This is a genomic window from Flavobacterium maritimum, assembly GCF_040049085.1.
In the GTDB taxonomy this organism is placed as follows: Bacteria; Bacteroidota; Bacteroidia; order Flavobacteriales; family Flavobacteriaceae; genus Flavobacterium; species Flavobacterium maritimum.
The window spans coordinates 248,608-267,205 of sequence record NZ_JBDLZY010000001.1; the positions used below are offsets into that span (position 1 = coordinate 248,608).

The window sequence follows — 18,598 nt, forward strand, 5'->3', positions numbered from 1 at the left end:
CCATATAATAAAGAATGAATTCAAACGAAATTGATATACACAAAGAATTAAAGAAGTATTTTGGTTTCAGCCAATTTAAGGGTTTACAGGAAGAAGTAATTAAAAGTATCCTTAGCAAACAAAATACGTTTGTGATTATGCCGACAGGAGGCGGTAAATCCCTTTGTTACCAATTACCCGCTTTAGTACAGGAAGGAACTGCAATTGTTGTTTCTCCTTTGATAGCCCTGATGAAAAATCAAGTTGATGCTATTCGAAGTCTTTCTTCTGAAAATGGCATAGCCCACGTTTTAAACTCATCCCTTACCAAAACAGAGATTGCCCAAGTGAAGAAGGATATTACTTCCGGCTTGACTAAATTGCTTTATGTTGCTCCGGAATCGTTAACCAAAGAAGAATATGTTGCTTTTCTGCAGTCAGTACCCATTTCTTTTGTGGCTATTGATGAGGCGCATTGTATCTCCGAATGGGGGCATGATTTCAGACCGGAATACAGAAACTTAAGACACATCATTAAACAGTTGGGGAGCGTTCCCATTATAGGATTAACCGCTACAGCGACTCCAAAAGTGCAGGAAGATATCCTGAAAAACTTGGATATGTCTGATGCTAAAACTTTTAAAGCTTCTTTTAACAGGCCGAATCTGTATTATGAAGTACGTACTAAAACCAAGAATATCGAATCGGATATTATCCGTTTTATAAAACAGCACAAAGGTAAATCAGGAATCATCTATTGCCTGAGCCGTAAAAAGGTGGAGGCTATCGCCGAAGTTTTACAGGTCAATGGAATCAGTGCCGTTCCTTATCATGCAGGATTAGATGCTAAAACGCGTGCCAAACATCAGGATATGTTTCTTATGGAAGATGTGGATGTAGTGGTGGCTACCATTGCTTTTGGAATGGGAATCGATAAGCCGGATGTTCGTTTTGTAATTCATCACGATATTCCTAAGTCATTGGAAAGCTATTATCAGGAGACTGGTCGTGCTGGACGTGATGGAGGAGAAGGACATTGTTTGGCCTATTATTCGTATAAAGATGTGGAAAAACTGGAGAAATTCATGTCTGGCAAACCAGTAGCCGAGCAGGAAATTGGATTTGCCTTATTGCAGGAGGTTGTGGCGTATGCCGAAACTTCTATGTCGAGGAGAAAGTTTTTACTGCATTATTTCGGTGAAGAATTTGATGAGGTGAATGGCGAGGGCGCTGATATGGATGATAATGTTCGTAATCCAAAAACGAAAGTGGAAGCCAAAGATGAAGTGGTAAAACTATTGCAAGTGGTTAGAGATACGAAGCATTTGTACAAATCAAAAGAGATTGTTTTTACCTTGATTGGTCGAGTTAATGCAGTCATAAAAGCGCATAGAACAGATACACAGTCCTTTTTTGGATGTGGTGCTGAGCATGATGAAAAATATTGGATGGCTTTGCTTCGTCAAGTATTGGTAGCGGGCTTTTTATCGAAAGATATTGAAACCTATGGTATTGTTAAAGTCACTAAAAAAGGATTGGATTTTATCAAAAAACCAACTTCTTTTATGATGTCAGAAGATCATGAGTATAATGAAAGTGAAGATGAAGCAATTGTAACAGCATCGAAATCATCCGGGACTGCTGATGAAGTTTTGATGGGAATGTTGCGAGAATTGCGTAAAAAAGTAGCCAAGAAATTGGGAGTTCCTCCTTTTGTGGTTTTTCAGGATCCTTCGCTTGAGGATATGGCTCTGAAATATCCAGTGTCTCAAGAAGAATTGATTAATATCCATGGTGTTGGAGAAGGTAAAGCCAAAAAATACGGAAAAGAATTCTTAGAGTTAATCGGTCGTTATGTGACTGATAACGATATTATTCGTCCGGATGATTTGGTCGTAAAATCCACTGGAGTGAATTCGGCCAATAAGTTATATATCATTCAAAATATAGACAGAAAATTATCACTCGAGGATATCGCTTCCGCAAAAGGGATGAAGATGGATGATTTGATCAAAGAAATGGAACAAATCGTTTATTCCGGAACGAAGTTAAATATCAAATATTGGGTAGACGAACTTTTGGATGATGAACAGCAAGAAGAGATTCATGATTATTTTATGGAATCAGAATCGGATAAAATTGAAGACGCCCTTAAGGAATTTGATGGTGAATATGATATCGACGAATTGCGTTTGATGCGTATCAAATTCATTAGCGAAGTAGCTAATTAAAAAATAAGTCTTAAAGTCATAAAGTCGAAAGTCATAAAGTAAAAATGTTACGTAATTGACTTTCGACTTTATGATTTTTAAACTTTCGACTCAAATAACTCCCCTCGATGCGGTTTCAAAGCATCACGTACCTGAATCATATTTTCGTCAGTTACCACCATGTAAGCAATCGCGTACATTTCGTCAAAAACTTCAAATCCGGTAATGGTTATCGAAAGTTTCTCAATTGTAATATATTCTTTCAAATGAATTTCGTGGTGTTCTGCTGTCTTAGCAGAGGCCGGTCCACGGAAATCCCAAATCAATTTTATTTTTCTGGACATTTTTTTATGTGGTTTAACTGTTTAGCCGGTTAATTCTTTAATCGGATAAATCGATAATTGTTGAACTGTTTTGAAGCGACAAAGGTACAAAGTCTGATTTGAAAATAAGTTCCTTTGCTAATTTGAAAATGGATTTACTATTCCATATGATGTATTCATTACAAAATACTACTTTTGTAGCCAGATTATTTTTGTGAATTTCAAAAAATAAAATGATCTAAAAAATCGAACAATCTAAAAAATGCCAAAAGAACTCCTATTACAAGTATCTCCGGAAGTAGCTGCTAAAGAGCAATTACTGAAAGAATATTTGGCCAAACAAATTAAGGTTTCCGTAAAAGAAATTCAGCATGTTTCTATTTTGAAGCGGTCGATTGATGCGCGTCAAAAAGCCATAAAAATCAATTTGAAAGTGATGATTTATTTGGTTGGAGAGCCTTTTCAAGAGCGTAAAATTCAGCTTCCGGATTATAAAAATGTATCCTCTGCTCAAGAAGTAATTGTTGTAGGGGCGGGTCCAGCCGGACTTTTTGCAGCTTTGCAATTGATTGAGCTGGGTTTGAAACCTATCGTTATTGAGCGCGGGAAGGACGTTCGTGGAAGAAGGAGAGATTTGAAAGCAATCAATCTCGATCATATTGTTAATGAAGATTCAAATTATTGTTTTGGTGAAGGCGGTGCCGGAACTTATTCTGACGGGAAGTTGTATACGCGTTCCAAAAAACGTGGTGATGTCACCCGTATTTTAGAGTTATTTGTTGCTTTCGGTGCTTCTGAGGATATTTTAGTTGAAGCACATCCGCATATCGGGACCAATAAGTTGCCTCAGATTATTCAGGATATTAGAGAGAAAATAATTGAATTCGGTGGTCAGGTTTTATTTGAAACCCGATTAACTGATATTCTCATAAAAAATAATGAAGTGCAGGGAGTTGTTACCCAAAAAGGAGATACAATTCATGCCAACAACATCATCTTGGCGACTGGACATTCTGCCCGTGATATTTTTGAATTATTGGACAGGAAAAAAGTTCTTATCGAAGCCAAATCATTTGCGTTGGGCGTAAGAGCCGAACACCCGCAATCTTTAATTGACAGTATTCAGTACAGTTGTGATTATCGTGGAGAGTTTTTACCACCAGCTCCTTATTCTATTGTGAAGCAAGTGGGAGGTAGAGGTATGTATTCATTTTGTATGTGTCCCGGAGGTGTAATTGCACCGTGCGCCACCAGCCCCGGAGAAGTGGTTACCAATGGTTGGTCACCCTCAAAAAGGGATCAGGCAACGGCTAATTCAGGAATTGTAATCGAATTGAAACTGGAAGATTTTAAACCTTTTGCTAAGTTTGGTGCTTTGGCCGGAATGGAATTCCAAAAAAGTATCGAGCAAAAAGCATGGCATTTGGCTGGAAGGACCCAAAAAGTGCCCGCGCAAAGGATGATTGATTTTACCCAAAATAAAGTGTCCTCCGAAATTCCCAAAACATCTTATGTGCCCGGTACGACTTCGGTTGAAATGGGGCAGGTTTTTCCTGGATTTTTAACTCAAATATTACGTGAAGGCTTTTCTGAATTCGGTAAATCGATGAAAGGGTATCTGACCAACGAAGCGATACTTCATGCACCCGAATCAAGAACTTCTTCACCGGTACGTATTCCCAGAGACAGTGAAACTTTGGAACACCTTCAAATAAAAGGTTTGTATCCTTGTGGGGAAGGGGCGGGTTATGCAGGAGGTATTATTTCTGCTGCCATTGATGGAGAGAAATGTGCTTTGAAAATTGGTGAGCGCTTAAGGAAGTAATTTGCCTTTTTACTATTTAACAACGAAGCAGCCCATTAGGCTGCTTTGTTCTTTTTGCACTTGGCTTTCGACTGCAGGATGCAAAATCACTTTTTTTGTTCCGGTTTTATTTCGGTTACTACCAATTTTACAGTAGTGGTCCCGATATTTTTCCCCGTATGAGTTACCGGAGGAAAATAAAGTACGTCTCCCGCTTTGAGATCGGCAATGGATGGAGCTTTTCCTTTTTCGGTAATTTGTAATTTTCCACCAGTTAAAACATATATGGTGTGATGGGGGTGGCTATGCATTGGCATTACGACTCCTGGTGCAAATTCAACCGACATAACTCTTACTTTCTCATTGTTTAAAAGAACTTTTTTATAAACTTTTGGTCCAACTTTCATGGGATCCTGGGCATACGTACTCGGGCTCAGTAGCAGGAATAATCCAATGAGTGTTAGCATTGAAATCATTTTGATTGTTTTCATGGCATTTTATTTTATAAATTAAACATAAGGTTTGCAGTCTTAACAGGATTCACTTTTAAATAGAATGTTGATGCGTTTGTGTTTAAAATGGGGTTGAAAAACTTAGAATTAAGAATTTTTGAAGCTTTTTTAGCAGTTGCCAGTTTACAAAATAGTATTTCCAGATTTTATCCGGTATAGCCAATAAGTGTTAGTCTTCTTGACAATCCGTTTTCGTTGGTCGTTTGCATTATTCTTTAAATGCTTGTCGGAACATCAACTGTAGCGGGCTAATCTGATGGCTTCATTAGGGAAGGGCTAAATTACGAAAAAAAAGCTTTCAATTGTCTAAATTGAAAACTTTTTGTTGTGTAAAATACTGTAATTCAGTTATTTGTAATAAAATAATTGTGAATGCTTTGTAAAAAGAATTTGGGTTTAAGGAATCAATATAATCTTTCCGGTACTTTTTCGGCTTTCTAAATAATCATGTGCTTTTTTACCTTCTGATAATTTAAAAATTGTTGGGCTTGCGATTGTGATAGCGCCATTATTGATCCAATCGAACAATTGATGGGCTCTTTTGATGCGTTCTTCTTTAGAAGTCAGATAGCTCCATAAATCACCTCCGGTTAATGTTTTGGAAGTGTCCATCAGCATTCTTGGATTTACAAAATCGGGATCTCCGCCCGCCATGCCAAAAAAGACCACTTGTCCACACATTTTGGTTACTTCAAAACTATCATTCAAAGTGCTGCCAATACTATCGTAAACCACATCCACTCCATTTGGACAAAAGGATAAAACTTTTGATTTCCAATCCTCTGAATACAAGAAAACAGCATCGGCTCCATTTTGCATGGAAACCTCTGCTTTTTCTGCAGAAGACGTCAAACCAATAACTCTGGCACCCAAAAGTTTACTGATTTGTGTTAGAAATTGCCCTACACCACCAGCCGAAGCATGGACAAGCACCGTTTCTCCTTTTGTTGTTTTGTGACTGTCGGTTGCCAAATAGTGTGCTGTCAATCCTTGCAAAAGAATTGTTGCAGCAGTTTCAAAACTGATATTTTCAGGCAGCGGAATAGCATTTGAAATTGGTACAGCTACCAATTCTGCATTGGAAAATGGGACATCGGCAAATGCAATTCGGTCACCAATTTTAAAATTGGGATTGTTGTTTGTCTCTACGACTACTCCAGCACCTTCATAGCCTGCGATGAAAGGAGGATTTCCTTTGAGATGATAATTTCCTTTTCGGCGGTAGACATCGGCAAAGTTTAGTCCGATGGCTTTCATTTCGACCAATAGTTCACCTTCTTTTATTATTGGAGTAGGAATGTCTCTATATTCAAGGACGTCTGAATTGCCAAAGGCTGAAAAAGTCAGTGCTTTCATGATTTTATTTTTGGAATGCAAAGAAAGAAAATAAATGAACTAAAAAAACGGTTTTCATGAGGTAAAAATAAAAACAAAACGAGTGTGTCAATTTAATGATCGTAACTTATCACTCTGGAAATTTTCCATTGATTGTCTTTTTTCTTCCAAATCATTAAAAATTTGAATGTCCCAATTTCTTCTTTGCCATTTTCCATATGTCGGAATTCGTGTACACCAATTTCAATAGCTCCATAATCTTTTATCGGATGGACTTCCAGACTTCCTTTAACCAATTTTCGAGTGAGTTTGTTTTCGTTTTTAAACATGTTTTCGAAATTGGTAAAAACAGTTTCGTAAGAGAGTAAGCCGCCATTATCCTGAAACCATTCCAGATCTTCCGTAAATAAAGATTTGAATTTTGCAAAATCTTGATTGTTGAAAGCTTCAAACATAATGTAATCCATGTGCTCTATTTCATTATGTAGTTCGGCAGAGGTTGGTGCTATTTTCTTTTCTTGGGCGGTTCCTATATTAAAAAAAATAAGAACGATAATTAGATTTACAAAATACGGTAATTTAGATGGTTGGTGTTTCATGTAGCATTTATTTTAATAACGGGAGTTCGATAATTAAAGTGTTGGTTTTTATAGGTGTGTATCATCTTACATGGTTTCCAAAACCTGACAGCTATGACTTTTTAGATTTAAATACCTGCAAGGTAAAAAAAACCTTGCAGGAAAATCATTTGATTGATGATTAAAAAATAATCGAACTCAGGTTAATACTATTTAAGGATATGAAGTCTAAACGATGTATTTAATCGTTTGTAGATTCCTTAATTTTCATCAAGAAATTTCTTCTTTTCTTCATATTCCTCTTTTGTAATTTCTCCTTTGGCAAATCTTTTTTTAAGAATATCCAATGGACTGTCTTCTTTTCTACGTTGACCCGGAATATCATAGGGTGTTACAAATATCCATATTATCATGATAATCCAAAATAGCCACCATAGCAAATGCATTCCCCAATAATGATATCCGTGATGCATGATTATTGTGTTTAAAAATTAAAATTAAAATAAATGTAAAGTTGTGAATTTCAATTAGTTAAATCAGTAGAATGTAATTATATTATTTTGAAATACACAAAAAAACCGCTTATTTCAACAAGCGGTTTTTTCGGAATTAATAATTATTTTTTCTTTTTTAGTCTGTCTTTAAAAAGCTTTTCAAATTTCTCTATTTTAGGTTGAATGACCATTTGACAATAGGGTTGGTTTTTATTGTTTTCGTAGTAATTCTGATGGTAGGTTTCGGCTTTATAAAATTGAGTCAACGGTTCTAATGTGGTTACTATGGGACTGTCATAAATTTTTGCTTTTCTCATTGCATTGATAATAGCTTGAGCTGCTTTTTTTTGTTCTTCATTTTTATAGAATATTGCTGATCGGTATTGTGTTCCTACATCAGCCCCTTGACGATTCAGAGTGGTGGGATCGTGAACGGTAAAGAAAACCTTGAAAATCTCATCCAGATTCGTCACCGTTTTATCATAGGTTATTTGTACCGCTTCGGCATAGCCGGTTGCTCCAGAAGAAACCTCTTCATAAGTTGGGTTAGGTTTTTTACCTCCTGCATAACCGGATACTGCTGATTTTACTCCCATTAGATTTTCATAAACAGCTTCTACACACCAATAGCACCCGCCAGCAAGAGTAATAGTTTCCAGATTGGGTTGTTTTGTGGTTTTAGTGCTGGTGTTGTTCTGTGCAGACATACTCAATGTTGTCAATAAACCGATTAAAAATAGTTTCTTCATGTTATTTGGCATCAGGGATAAAGTCAAGTGCGATAGAATTCATGCAATATCTTTTTCCGGTTGGTTGCGGGCCATCGTCAAAAAGGTGTCCTAAATGACCTCCACATCTGCCACAAAGGGCCTCGATTCTTTCCATTCCAAAGGAATTGTCATTTTTGTATACAACACTGTTTTTATTGTCTTGTTCAAAAAAACTGGGCCAACCGCAGTTACTGGCAAATTTAGCTCCGGAACGGAATAACTTATTGCCACAGGCGGCACAATAATAAGTCCCCTTTTCATCCGTATTCCAATATTTTCCGGTAAAAGGTCTTTCGGTATCAGCATGTCTGGATACTTCATACAGGTCTTCGGGCAATACTTTTTTCCATTCGGCATCCGTTAGATTAAGCTTGGTGGTGTCGGTATTGGAATAGTATGGGTTTTCGGGTTTGCTAATGATATTTTTCATGACAGCAGGTTTTTTAGTGTTGTTTTGTGTACTGGTCGTTTGGCCACAGGCTGTAAAAACAAATAGGGGCAACAGCAGCAATACGCTCAATAATTGTTTTTTTGTTTTCATGTTTTTTATTTTATTCTACAAATTTACATCCATTCAAAAGTGTAAAATGTCGTGTAGTTTACAAATGAATAATTATTTAATTTTATTTTATCATACTTCCATTTACGACAAAATACCTCTTTTGGTTTTTGAAATTTTAAATAATAAATGAATGGTTATCAATTAGTCTGTACGGATATATAAAGTTATAACATTCCTAAATTCAACGCTCGTTAAACTTTTCACAAATTCAAAAAGGGTATTAATACCAGTTCTTTTTTCGTATTTTTGACGAGTAATACACTGCTATGTTAGAAGAAAATGTAATATTAGTTAATCAAAATGATGAGCAAATAGGTTTGATGCCGAAGCTCGAAGCACATGAAAAAGCGGTTTTGCATCGTGCCTTTTCTGTTTTTGTTTTAAACGAAAAAAACGAAATCATGCTGCAACAACGAGCTCATCATAAATACCATTCTCCTTTATTATGGACCAACACCTGTTGCAGTCACCAGAGAGAAGGGGAGTCAAACATTCAAGCGGGAAGCAGAAGATTATTTGAAGAAATGGGTTTTGAAACGGAGCTTAAAGAGCTTTTTCATTTTATCTACAAAGCTCCTTTTGATAATGGTTTGACGGAACACGAACTCGATCATGTGATGATAGGGTATTATGAAGAGAATCCAATAATCAATACAGAAGAAGTTGAAGCTTGGAAATGGATGCGAATTGAAGATGTGAAAAGTGATATGGAAATTCATCCAGAAATCTACACGGTCTGGTTTAAGATTATATTTGATGAATTTTATCACTATCTTGAAGATCATACGATTTAGAAATCCATATTTCAGAATAATTCAGTAATCAAGAAACGTTAATCAACAATCAAAAATCTTATGAAAGTAACCATATCCAGAAAAGCCCATTTTAATGCTGCTCATCGTTTGTATCGAAAGGATTGGTCTTTTGAAAAAAATGATGCTATTTTCGGTAAATGTAATAATCCGAATTTTCACGGTCACAATTATGAATTGATTGTAAGTGTAACCGGTGAAATTGATCCGGAAACTGGTTATGTTATGGATGTAAAGTTCCTGACGGATATTATAAAGGAAGAGGTGGAAAATGAATTTGACCATAAAAACCTCAATTTGGATGTGCCGGAATTTCAGGACTTGAATCCAACGGCGGAAAATATTGTTGTTGTGATTTGGAATAAAATCAGAAAAAGAGTGAAACCTGAATTCGAGTTGGAAGTCGTTCTTTATGAAACTCCTCGTAATTTTGTAACCTATAAAGGAGCGTAATGGCCTTGCGTGTAGGGGATAAAATTCCTGATTTTAAAGCCAAAGATGCCAACGGGAACGATTTTGACAGCAGAGATGTTGCGGGTATAAAACCGCTTGTTATTTATTTTTATCCCAAAGACAATACACCAGGATGCACAACAGAAGCCTGTAGTTTTCGAGATCAATATGAAGATTTTAAGGATCTGGGCGCAGAGGTTATAGGCATTAGCAGTGATAGTGTTTCGTCGCATCATAATTTCGCCAAACAATACCATTTACCTTTTATCCTTTTGTCTGATGGGGATAAAAAAATCAGAAAATTATTTGGTGTTCCTTCTGATATGCTTGGACTTCTTCCAGGAAGAGTTACTTATGTAATCGACAAAGAAGGAATTGTTCAAATGGTCTTTGACAGTATGTCGGCTACAAAACATATTTCGAAGGCAATTGATGCTATTAAAAGATTAGTATCGTAGATTAACAAAATAGTATCAGAATGAAGCTTTGTTTTGTTTTTAATTTGCAAAAGGGCTTCTCATGCAAGTCTTACTTAAAGACCAACTTATAATTCAAAAATTAGTATAAAGAAATGAAATTTTATCCGTTACAATTTGACCCGATACTTAAAGAAAGAATATGGGGAGGTGAAAAACTAAAAACGATTCTCAATAAGCCAATAACCTCAAAGATTACCGGTGAGAGTTGGGAATTGTCAACTGTGGAAGGCGATGTGAGTGTTATTGCCAACGGGGAGCTAAAAGGACAATCACTGACGGCACTCATTAATGAATATCCAAATGAAATTTTGGGAACTGCTGTTTATGCCCGATTTGGGAAACAGTTTCCGTTACTTTTTAAATATTTAGATGCCCGAGATGATTTATCTATTCAAGTACATCCGAATGATGAATTAGCGAAGAAACGTCACAATTCTTTTGGGAAAACGGAAATGTGGTATGTTATGCAAGCGGATGCTGATGCAAGAATAATTGTTGGTTTTAAAGAAAAATCGAATCCGGAAGCTTATTTAGAAAATTTAAAGAATAAGAGTTTACTTTCTATTCTAGATAGTATAAAAGTAAAAGAAGGTGATGTTTTCTTTCTCGAAACAGGAACGGTACATGCCATTGGAGCTGGACTGGTTATCGCCGAGATTCAGCAAACTTCTGATATAACTTATCGCCTGTATGATTTTGACCGTGTCGATGCTCAGGGAAATACAAGAGAATTACACATTGACTTGGCTTTGGAAGCAATTAATTACAATAAGGTTGATACCTATAAAAAATACGATAAAGTATCCAATCAATCGAATGTTGTTGTGGACTGTCCTTATTTTACCACTAACTTTCTTCCGTTAGAAGGAGAACTTGTGGTAAATAAAACCGGAAATACATTTACAGTTTATATGTGTGTGGAAGGAGCTTTTGAATTGGAATACAATGATTCAAAATTGCAATACAAAAAAGGGGATACTGTTTTGATTCCTGCCGCTATGAATACCTTCATTCTCAACGGAAAAGCTTCAATTTTAGAAATTTACATTTCATAGTCGGTAATAGAAAGATTATGTGTACTTTTGCAGACGCAATTAAAATTAAAATTTTAAAAAAATAAAAATGGCAAACGTTAAGAATTTAAAAAAAGACATCAACTACGTTTTAGGAGATATTATTGAAGCAGTTTACTTGTTCGAAATTTCTACATCAGGAAAACCAACAACAGAAACTAATGCTTTAATTGACGAGGCTATCGCTGCTTTTGATTCTTTGATCACAAAAGTAAACGCAAAAAAGGTAGAAGATAAAAAAGCTCATTTCAAACAAATCAATGTTGAATTGGAACAAACTGCTAATCAATTGATTGCTAAAATCAACGAATTGTAGTCAAAAAAAAAGCAAAAAAAGTTTAATTTTTTTTTGGAAAATTAAAAATCAGGCTTATATTTGCACCCGTAATGAGTCGCCAGCGTAGCTCAGTTGGCTAGAGCAGCTGATTTGTAATCAGCAGGTCGTGGGTTCGAGTCCCTCCGCCGGCTCTTTAATAAAACCACCTAATTTATTAGGTGGTTTTTTGTTTGAAAAATATCCAATTCTGAAATAGGATCAATTTCAAAAGGGATCAATTTCAAAATCACAACTAAAATAATCTGCCAAGTGCTATTATCGGCCTTTTAATAAAAAACCATCTAAATTCTTTTAGGTGGTTTTTATTGTTAAAAAAGGAAAAGTAAATAAATGGACATTACTTATATTTGTTAAACTAAAATAATGAATAGCGTGAAGTCAAATAGTATTTGTTACTTTTTTATCCTTTTATTTCTCGTTAGTTGTAATCAGTCCAAAGACGGCGATTATATCTCTTTTGAGGGGATTAATGCCGGTTCAGAACATGCACGCTTTGTAGGGAATAAAACCTGCGTTAATTGCCACAAAGCCGAATACAATGACTGGAAAAATTCACATCACGCCAAAGCCATGATGGTGGCCAATTCTAAATCTGTAGTGGGAGATTTTAATAATAAAGAATTGCACAGAAATGGCCAGACCCATAGAATGTACAAAAAGGGAAACGCTTTTTTTGTGTCTACAGATGGGGAAGACGGGGAAATGAAAGAATATCAAATAAAATATACTTTTGGATTTACTCCAATTCAGCAGTATTTAGTTTCTATCGGTAAGGGGAAACTCCAAACATTGGCACTCACATGGGACGACATCAAAAAAGAGTGGTTTTATATGTCTGATGAGGTTTATAAAGGACAAAGTGTGAATCATGAAAATTGGTTGCATTGGACCAATCAATCTCAAAACTGGAATGGGATGTGTGCAGAATGCCATTCTACGAATTTAAAAAAGAACTACGATTTTAAGAAAGATGTGTATAAAACGACCTGGAGTGAGATTAATGTAAGTTGTGAGGCTTGTCATGGTCCGGCATCAAAACATCTGGAATGGACTAAAGATAAAGAAGAGGAGGTCGCAAATCTTGGTTTTGTTAAGAATCTGAATCCTAAAAGTAATGCTGCTTTTGTTGATAATTGTGCCAGATGTCATTCCAGACGCAGTGTTTTTGAAGACTACCATTATTCGGGAGAGAGTATTTATGATCAAATGATTCCATCAACAGTTGCCTCTCCGAATTACCATGACGACGGACAAATTAAAGAAGAAGATTATATTTATGGTTCTTTTTTGCAAAGTAAAATGTATCAAAAAGGAATAAAATGTAATGATTGCCACAATGTGCACAGTGCTAAAAAGAAATTTGAAGGCAATAAATTATGTCTTCAGTGCCACCAAACATCAAAATACAATACAGAAAGTCATCATCATCATAAAAACGAATCTAAGGGGGCTTTATGCGTGAATTGCCACATGCCGGGACAGTTTTATATGGGACGTGATTTTAGAAGGGATCACAGTTTTAGGGTACCACGTCCGGATGTTTCCAAAGCGATTGGTTCTCCTAACGCCTGTAATCAGTGTCATACGGACCAATCGGTTGATTGGGCAGTCAGTAAAACATCCGCCTGGTATGGAAAACCCAAAAATTCGCATTATGGTGTGGTTTTTCATCAATCCAGTCAAATGGGTATTGAAGGCCTTCAGGGCTTGAAAAAAATAATCTTTGACAATAAAACAGCGATGATTGTCAGAATCACAGCTATTGATTTATTACAAAGAAATTATCCGGATCAGAGTCAGGCTATTTTGAATTCGCTTTTGAATCACAAGAATCCTGCATTGCGTTTTCAAAGTGTTTATAATTCAAATGTAGAGCCTGAAAATGCCAACCAATTTTTGGTCTTGTTAAAAGATCCCGTAAAAGCGATTCGTTCTGATGCAGCGATGAAACTGTCAAGGAATCCATCGTATGTTTCCGAAGAATATAAAAAGGACTACGATAGATCGCTGAAGGAATACCTTTCTATTATCAATTATAATATTGATTTTCCGGATGCTAAGTTGACGATGGCGGATTATTATCATAGTGTAAAAGAGTATAAAAAAGCCGAAGAGTTTTATAAAAAAGCGATTAAGCAAGACAATCAATTGTTTACTGCACAAATCAATTTGGCTTATTTGTATAATGCAACGAATAGAATTCCGGAAGCTATACTTGTTTTTGATAATTATTTAAAAAAGAACCCGAATGATTTTCAAGTATTTCAGGCTGTAGGTTTATTATTGGGAGAGTCGGGAGATTATAAAAAAGCAGCCGTCTATTTAGAAAAGGCTAAAAGTGGTATTGCCCAAAATGAAAGGATCGTACTTAACCTGGCTAAAATCTATGCGTATACAGGAGAGAAAGAAAAGGCAGAACGCTATTTTGTCAGTTTGGTAAGTCAATATCCAAGTAATTCAGAGTATTATATGGCTCTGTTCGAGTTTTATACCCAACAAAAGAATTACCCTAAGGCAAAAAATATAGCGTTGCTATTGCTTCAGAAGTTTCCTCAGATTCCTGAGAGAAAGCAAATAGAGTACTATATCAATACAGGAAGTTAAAATTAATCAGATTAATTTTATCAGTGTATTGTAAAAACAAAAAGACCGTCAAATTAAATTTGACGGTCTTTTTGTTTTTAACTTTCGGTTTGCTTATTTCTGGTTTTTAACAGCAGCAACATATTCAGTCAGTTTTTTTCCATAAAGCGATTGTGCCACCTTAGGGGACATTGCTTTCTGGATAGTGTCCAAATATTTAACATTGATATCGTAAATCTCTGATAAGGCTATGTATGGTGCAACTTCATGTTCTCTATTGTTTAAAGCAAAATTAGTCGCGTATAAATACTTTCTCTTGATGTTAGAGTCTTGTTTTAGGCTTAAACTGTCAATAGCTTTTGCATTTTTGCTTTTAATCGCTTTGAATTTTTGTTCTATCAATGTTAAGCTTTCATCTTTAAAACGAGAGTTTATTTTTTTGTATTCTTCATACAAATCATGATTTTTGGATCCGGTAACCTTTGCATCTGAAATATAAGCATCCAAATTGGTATTGATGTTAATCGTTCCAGGTTCAGCAAAAAACAGGATGTTATTGTCTAAAGAATTACTCACACCTCTGTCTAAGTATAAATAAAGCATTTCTGGTGATTTCAATTCCAGATCACTCTCAAAATTCGAATTTCCATCAATGGTAATTGTATCGAGGGCAACCAAGGTTGTATCAACGACTCTCTGAATATATAAAGTTCCGTTTTTAAGGCCTTTGATATTTCCGGTCAGATGTAAATTTGCTTTTGATTCCTTTTCATTACAAGAGGCCAAAACAGCGAGAGTAATAAATGCAATAATTGTTTTTTTCATGTGAAGTTGATATTTATTTTTTTGGGAACATGGTATCGCCATTCTTTATTATGATTTGTTTTTGAATCAAGGCGATTTCATTGGTGTTTTAATTTTGGTGCAAAATAAAGAAAATTGTTGAAAAGATAAGAGGTTAGCCTTGATGAATTTCATAAAAAAATCTCAATCTATTTATAGATTGAGATTCATGCAGTTAATTCTTATTTATCCTTTTAACCAAGACTGTTTTAAGCTATTTTTTGACAAGTCTGTAGCTTTTAAACCTTCTTTTTCTTCATAAGGAAGTTTTACTTTTCCGGTTATGGTTTGTTCTTTTCCATCACGTTTTATTTTTATCGAAATGGCATCGTTTTCTTTCCAGTTTTGGCTGTCAGAAATCATGTCGTAAATATTGTCCAAAGAATATGGTTTTTCGTTTATTGCCAAAAGAATATCGCCACCTCTTAGGTCTAAATTTTTATAAAAATCAATTAGTTCTATATTTGGAATCACAATAATTTCCTTGGTTTGAGGATTTACGGTGATGTAAGGAGACTGTCCTTTCAGGAATACATTCCCGGTCGATTTTTCTACAGATTTCGATACCCCTACTTTTGCCAAATAGGTTTCGTAAGGAATAGGTGTTGGTCCGGAAACATAAGTGGTTAAAAACTCGCCAACTTCCGGATAGGTTAGTGCCGTTATTTTTGCAAAAAGCTCATTGTCATTAAATGGTTTTGTAACACCATATTCTTTTGACAGTTGTTGCATTAAATCTAAAATGCCTCTTTCTCCATTACTTTTTTCTCTAATGATAATGTCAATACACATTCCGATAAGTGCTCCTTTGTTGTATACATTTAAATATTGGTCTTTATATGGTTTTGTTAACACATTGGCACTCATTGTGGTAAAAGGCATCGTGTCATTCATAGAGTTGGCAGTTGAAATTTTTTCTGCTATGCGAGAATAAAATTCATCTTCGTCAATCAATTCTTGTTTAATTTGAAAGAGATTAGCAAAATATTCTGTTACGCCTTCGTACATCCATAAATGCTCCGACATTTTTGGCGAATTGTAATCAAAATATTGAATTTCTTTAGAATGGATTGTCAATGGAGTCAGGATATGAAAAAATTCGTGGGAAACGACGTCTTTCATCGATTTGACTAATTCTTCTTTTGGTAGCATTTCAGGTAAAACTACCGTCGTTGCTGTTGGGTGTTCTAAAGCTCCAAAACCCTTGGCATCTTTATCTTTCATGCTGGACAGGTATAATAAAACACTGTATTTTTTGGTAGCATTTATTTTGCCTAAGAACGTTTTTTGGGCGGTCATCATCGTTTTCATTTCTGGAGTAATGCTTTCTGCAGTTACTTTACCGGTTGGAGAATAAACACCAATTAGTATATCCATTCCGTCAACTGTAAATGTAGTATAATCCGGTTTTGAGTACATTACCGGATTTTCAACTAATTCTGCATAACGAGGAGTCAAAAATACATCAGTGGTAGCTGTGGCGTCCAAATCAGTCATGGAAGTAGCCCCCCAAAGTGTTTCCGGATGTGCTATGGTAACTTTATAAGGGATGTCTTTAAGGTTTTGAAAATAGCCTACGAAACCATGCATGTTTATTACGAAATTAACACCGGCATCGATATTTGTACCTGCAGGTGAAAAAATATCTTCCTTGCCAAAACCGCCGCCAACTTCAGTATCGAAAGTGTCGTTCACTAAATAGGTGATTGTTTTTAATGTTTTTGCATTTGTAATAGACCAGGAATTAACGTCTGTTTTTTTAACACTTAAGAGATTTCCTTTCGCGTCAAAGGCTTTTAGGTCGTCAATATATTTACCATAATTATCTTCGGAATAGGTGCCAGGGACAATTTTTGGAATACTATAGGTGATTTCGTCAACATTGATTTTTGGAGGCGTAATGGTAACCAAAACTTTATCATCCTTTACTTCATTAAGGTTGATAGAAACTTGCATTTCTTCTTTTGTTGGAACAGTTGCCGGACTTGTGGTTTTACAACTCCAAAATATAGATGCAAATGCAAATGCAAAAATTATTTTTTTCATGATTTGTTTATTTTTAGCTATTTGTCATTAAATGCGTCTAAACGTTACATTTGTGGACTGATAAAATCCGGTTTCGGACCGATTTAATTTTTTAATGAATTACTGCATAAAAAAAACTCCTGCATAACAGGAGTTTGGTTTTTTTAGTCTAGTTTGTTTTTTATGTAATACTTACCGTCTAAGTCTTCGTCAAAATCATCAATTTTCAGAGGTTTCGGTTTCGGTTTATTTGCTGTAGCTTTCTTTTTCCACATTTCAAATTTTTCTGCCGGCATCTTCTTTTTCATTATTTCTAAAACCTCTTTTTCGGCTAAACCAAATTCTTTTTTGATAATCTCAAAAGGGTTTCTTTCTTCCAGGGCCAGTGTAACAAGTTTTTCTGTTTGTTCCCAGTTCAATTCTTTGCGGTTACTCTTTTTCATCACGTGAAAATTAATTCAAATAGGGGGTTAACGATTATTAAATTTGATTTTTAAATAGATACCAATATTAATAAAAAAAATAATTACTTTTTTGTCAAAGGGTAAAAAAAATACTGATTTTTAGTTGTTTTCGACTGAACGCTGTTTTTGAAACGGTATTTTTAATAAATTTTTCAATTGATTGTTATCCTCTTCCTTCATATGCGTGTCCACACCATAGATAATTTCCTCTCTTGGAAGTGTCATAAATGTGCCAAATAAGCGGTCCCAAACTGAAAAAATATTCCCGTAATTACTGTCCGTATAGGGTAAAACATAATGATGGTGGACTTTATGCATATCAGGCGATACGATAAAATAACTCAAAAAGGCATCCACTTTCTTAGGTAATGAAATGTTTGCATGGTTAAATTGGGTAGCAATTACCGATAAGGTTTGGTATAAAAACACCATCCACATAGGGCTTCCGACGATTAAAACACCCAAAGTTGTGAAAACAAACCGAATGACACTTTCTCCCGGATGATGTCTGTTAGCAGTAGTGGTGTCTATCCAGGTATCAGTGTGGTGAATCAAGTGGAAACGCCATAAAAATTTAATTCGGTGTTCTACTAAATGAACTAGATAGGCACCAATTAAATCCAATAAAAGTAATCCGATTAAAGCATAAAGCCAGATCGGCATTTGTGGAAGCCATTGTAAAATTCCGAAGTTATTAGTCACAGCCCAATCCGCAGATTTTATCAAAATAAAAGCCAATACAAAATTGACTATGATGGTCGTCAGTGTCAGAAAGAAATTGATGCCTGCATGATGCCACTTTTTATATTTAAAATTAAAAAGAGGAAACGCATTTTCTATGAGCCAAAAAATAGTAATACCGGCTACCAGGATCAGGCTTCTGTGGGAGGATGGGATAGAACTAAAATAGGAAATAATATCATTCATAAATTTGGAGTATTTATTCCAAATTTAATAAAATT

At 35.3% G+C, this 18,598-nt stretch carries 19 protein-coding genes and 1 tRNA gene; 9 read left to right on the top strand and 11 right to left on the bottom strand.

The features are described 5' to 3' along the window. Positions 1-14 precede the first annotated feature (14 nt). On the top strand, positions 15-2,210 hold the full coding sequence (gene recQ / locus ABEB23_RS01055; RefSeq protein ID WP_348810519.1) for a DNA helicase RecQ: 2,196 nt from the start codon (positions 15-17) through the stop codon (positions 2,208-2,210). A gap of 77 nt (positions 2,211-2,287) precedes the next feature. Here recQ and ABEB23_RS01060 read toward each other — a convergent pair whose 3' ends face one another. Next, the gene (locus tag ABEB23_RS01060) at positions 2,288-2,533 is read right to left on the bottom strand and encodes a hypothetical protein (RefSeq protein WP_348810520.1); all 246 of its coding nucleotides are present in this window, start codon (positions 2,531-2,533) and stop codon (positions 2,288-2,290) included. A 241-nt stretch (positions 2,534-2,774) separates the two neighbouring features. Here ABEB23_RS01060 and ABEB23_RS01065 point away from each other — a divergent pair, with 241 nt between their 5' ends. Continuing rightward, on the top strand, positions 2,775-4,337 hold the full coding sequence (locus ABEB23_RS01065; protein ID WP_348810521.1) for an NAD(P)/FAD-dependent oxidoreductase: 1,563 nt from the start codon (positions 2,775-2,777) through the stop codon (positions 4,335-4,337). Between the two features lie 86 nt (positions 4,338-4,423). Here the strand turns inward: ABEB23_RS01065 and ABEB23_RS01070 are convergent, their stop codons facing one another. The 6 genes from ABEB23_RS01070 to msrB form a co-directional block, all read right to left on the bottom strand. Beyond that, positions 4,424-4,807 (bottom strand): cupin domain-containing protein, encoded by a 384-nt coding sequence (locus ABEB23_RS01070; RefSeq protein ID WP_348810522.1) that lies wholly within the window; start codon positions 4,805-4,807, stop codon positions 4,424-4,426. A gap of 417 nt (positions 4,808-5,224) precedes the next feature. Beyond that, complete coding sequence (locus tag ABEB23_RS01075) at positions 5,225-6,184, bottom strand: quinone oxidoreductase family protein (RefSeq protein WP_348810523.1); 960 nt, start codon at positions 6,182-6,184, stop codon at positions 5,225-5,227. Positions 6,185-6,276: 92 nt separating this feature from the next. Beyond that, complete coding sequence (locus tag ABEB23_RS01080) at positions 6,277-6,762, bottom strand: nuclear transport factor 2 family protein (RefSeq protein WP_348810524.1); 486 nt, start codon at positions 6,760-6,762, stop codon at positions 6,277-6,279. Between the two features lie 239 nt (positions 6,763-7,001). Beyond that, positions 7,002-7,214 carry an SHOCT domain-containing protein gene (locus ABEB23_RS01085; RefSeq protein WP_348810525.1) on the bottom strand — a complete coding sequence of 71 codons (213 nt, stop codon included), beginning with the start codon at positions 7,212-7,214 and terminating at the stop codon, positions 7,002-7,004. Between the two features lie 143 nt (positions 7,215-7,357). Continuing rightward, positions 7,358-7,984 carry a peptide-methionine (S)-S-oxide reductase MsrA gene (gene msrA / locus ABEB23_RS01090; protein WP_348810526.1) on the bottom strand — a complete coding sequence of 209 codons (627 nt, stop codon included), beginning with the start codon at positions 7,982-7,984 and terminating at the stop codon, positions 7,358-7,360. Position 7,985: 1 nt separating this feature from the next. Then, on the bottom strand, positions 7,986-8,546 hold the full coding sequence (msrB, locus tag ABEB23_RS01095) for a peptide-methionine (R)-S-oxide reductase MsrB (RefSeq protein ID WP_348810527.1): 561 nt from the start codon (positions 8,544-8,546) through the stop codon (positions 7,986-7,988). A gap of 287 nt (positions 8,547-8,833) precedes the next feature. Between msrB and idi the strand changes: the two genes are divergently transcribed. The 7 genes from idi to ABEB23_RS01130 all read left to right on the top strand — a co-directional run bounded on the left by idi (position 8,834) and on the right by ABEB23_RS01130 (position 14,325). Further along, positions 8,834-9,361, top strand: a complete 528-nt coding sequence (gene idi / locus ABEB23_RS01100; RefSeq protein ID WP_348810528.1) for an isopentenyl-diphosphate Delta-isomerase — start codon at positions 8,834-8,836, stop codon at positions 9,359-9,361. 60 nt (positions 9,362-9,421) lie between these two features. Further along, a complete protein-coding gene (locus ABEB23_RS01105; protein ID WP_348810529.1) occupies positions 9,422-9,832 on the top strand; it encodes a 6-pyruvoyl trahydropterin synthase family protein in 411 nt (136 codons plus the stop codon). Next, positions 9,832-10,290 carry a peroxiredoxin gene (locus ABEB23_RS01110; protein WP_348810530.1) on the top strand — a complete coding sequence of 153 codons (459 nt, stop codon included), beginning with the start codon at positions 9,832-9,834 and terminating at the stop codon, positions 10,288-10,290. The genes ABEB23_RS01105 and ABEB23_RS01110 overlap by 1 nt, the downstream gene beginning before the upstream one ends. A gap of 113 nt (positions 10,291-10,403) precedes the next feature. Next, entirely contained in the window at positions 10,404-11,366 is a 963-nt protein-coding gene (locus ABEB23_RS01115; RefSeq protein WP_348810531.1) for a type I phosphomannose isomerase catalytic subunit, read from the top strand. Between the two features lie 67 nt (positions 11,367-11,433). Beyond that, complete coding sequence (locus ABEB23_RS01120; RefSeq protein ID WP_348810532.1) at positions 11,434-11,700, top strand: hypothetical protein; 267 nt, start codon at positions 11,434-11,436, stop codon at positions 11,698-11,700. A gap of 78 nt (positions 11,701-11,778) precedes the next feature. Further along, positions 11,779-11,852: transfer RNA gene (locus ABEB23_RS01125), tRNA-Thr, on the top strand. A gap of 232 nt (positions 11,853-12,084) precedes the next feature. Continuing rightward, on the top strand, positions 12,085-14,325 hold the full coding sequence (locus tag ABEB23_RS01130) for a tetratricopeptide repeat protein (RefSeq protein WP_348810533.1): 2,241 nt from the start codon (positions 12,085-12,087) through the stop codon (positions 14,323-14,325). 93 nt (positions 14,326-14,418) lie between these two features. Here ABEB23_RS01130 and ABEB23_RS01135 read toward each other — a convergent pair whose 3' ends face one another. The 4 genes from ABEB23_RS01135 to ABEB23_RS01150 form a co-directional block, all read right to left on the bottom strand. Then, positions 14,419-15,129: a DUF4369 domain-containing protein gene (locus tag ABEB23_RS01135; protein ID WP_348810534.1), complete on the bottom strand. Its 711-nt coding sequence runs from the start codon at positions 15,127-15,129 to the stop codon at positions 14,419-14,421. Positions 15,130-15,333: 204 nt separating this feature from the next. After that, positions 15,334-17,193, bottom strand: coding sequence for a M61 family metallopeptidase (locus tag ABEB23_RS01140; protein WP_348810535.1), 1,860 nt, complete (start codon positions 17,191-17,193; stop codon positions 15,334-15,336). A gap of 143 nt (positions 17,194-17,336) precedes the next feature. Then, positions 17,337-17,615 (bottom strand): TIGR03643 family protein, encoded by a 279-nt coding sequence (locus tag ABEB23_RS01145; RefSeq protein WP_348810536.1) that lies wholly within the window; start codon positions 17,613-17,615, stop codon positions 17,337-17,339. 120 nt (positions 17,616-17,735) lie between these two features. After that, positions 17,736-18,563 carry a sterol desaturase family protein gene (locus ABEB23_RS01150; protein ID WP_348810537.1) on the bottom strand — a complete coding sequence of 276 codons (828 nt, stop codon included), beginning with the start codon at positions 18,561-18,563 and terminating at the stop codon, positions 17,736-17,738. Positions 18,564-18,598: the final 35 nt, after the last annotated feature.

Excerpts from the sequence above, each read along its gene's own strand:
- recQ (WP_348810519.1), top strand. The coding sequence starts at position 15 with ATGAATTCAAACGAAATTGATATACACAAAGAATTAAAGAAGTATTTT.
- ABEB23_RS01060 (WP_348810520.1), bottom strand. The coding sequence starts at position 2,533 with ATGTCCAGAAAAATAAAATTGATTTGGGATTTCCGTGGACCGGCCTCT.
- ABEB23_RS01065 (WP_348810521.1), top strand. The coding sequence starts at position 2,775 with ATGCCAAAAGAACTCCTATTACAAGTATCTCCGGAAGTAGCTGCTAAA.
- ABEB23_RS01070 (WP_348810522.1), bottom strand. The coding sequence starts at position 4,807 with ATGAAAACAATCAAAATGATTTCAATGCTAACACTCATTGGATTATTC.
- ABEB23_RS01075 (WP_348810523.1), bottom strand. The coding sequence starts at position 6,184 with ATGAAAGCACTGACTTTTTCAGCCTTTGGCAATTCAGACGTCCTTGAA.
- ABEB23_RS01080 (WP_348810524.1), bottom strand. The coding sequence starts at position 6,762 with ATGAAACACCAACCATCTAAATTACCGTATTTTGTAAATCTAATTATC.
- ABEB23_RS01085 (WP_348810525.1), bottom strand. The coding sequence starts at position 7,214 with ATGCATCACGGATATCATTATTGGGGAATGCATTTGCTATGGTGGCTA.
- msrA (WP_348810526.1), bottom strand. The coding sequence starts at position 7,984 with ATGAAGAAACTATTTTTAATCGGTTTATTGACAACATTGAGTATGTCT.
- msrB (WP_348810527.1), bottom strand. The coding sequence starts at position 8,546 with ATGAAAACAAAAAAACAATTATTGAGCGTATTGCTGCTGTTGCCCCTA.
- idi (WP_348810528.1), top strand. The coding sequence starts at position 8,834 with ATGTTAGAAGAAAATGTAATATTAGTTAATCAAAATGATGAGCAAATA.
- ABEB23_RS01105 (WP_348810529.1), top strand. The coding sequence starts at position 9,422 with ATGAAAGTAACCATATCCAGAAAAGCCCATTTTAATGCTGCTCATCGT.
- ABEB23_RS01110 (WP_348810530.1), top strand. The coding sequence starts at position 9,832 with ATGGCCTTGCGTGTAGGGGATAAAATTCCTGATTTTAAAGCCAAAGAT.
- ABEB23_RS01115 (WP_348810531.1), top strand. The coding sequence starts at position 10,404 with ATGAAATTTTATCCGTTACAATTTGACCCGATACTTAAAGAAAGAATA.
- ABEB23_RS01120 (WP_348810532.1), top strand. The coding sequence starts at position 11,434 with ATGGCAAACGTTAAGAATTTAAAAAAAGACATCAACTACGTTTTAGGA.
- ABEB23_RS01130 (WP_348810533.1), top strand. The coding sequence starts at position 12,085 with ATGAATAGCGTGAAGTCAAATAGTATTTGTTACTTTTTTATCCTTTTA.
- ABEB23_RS01135 (WP_348810534.1), bottom strand. The coding sequence starts at position 15,129 with ATGAAAAAAACAATTATTGCATTTATTACTCTCGCTGTTTTGGCCTCT.
- ABEB23_RS01140 (WP_348810535.1), bottom strand. The coding sequence starts at position 17,193 with ATGAAAAAAATAATTTTTGCATTTGCATTTGCATCTATATTTTGGAGT.
- ABEB23_RS01145 (WP_348810536.1), bottom strand. The coding sequence starts at position 17,615 with ATGAAAAAGAGTAACCGCAAAGAATTGAACTGGGAACAAACAGAAAAA.
- ABEB23_RS01150 (WP_348810537.1), bottom strand. The coding sequence starts at position 18,563 with ATGAATGATATTATTTCCTATTTTAGTTCTATCCCATCCTCCCACAGA.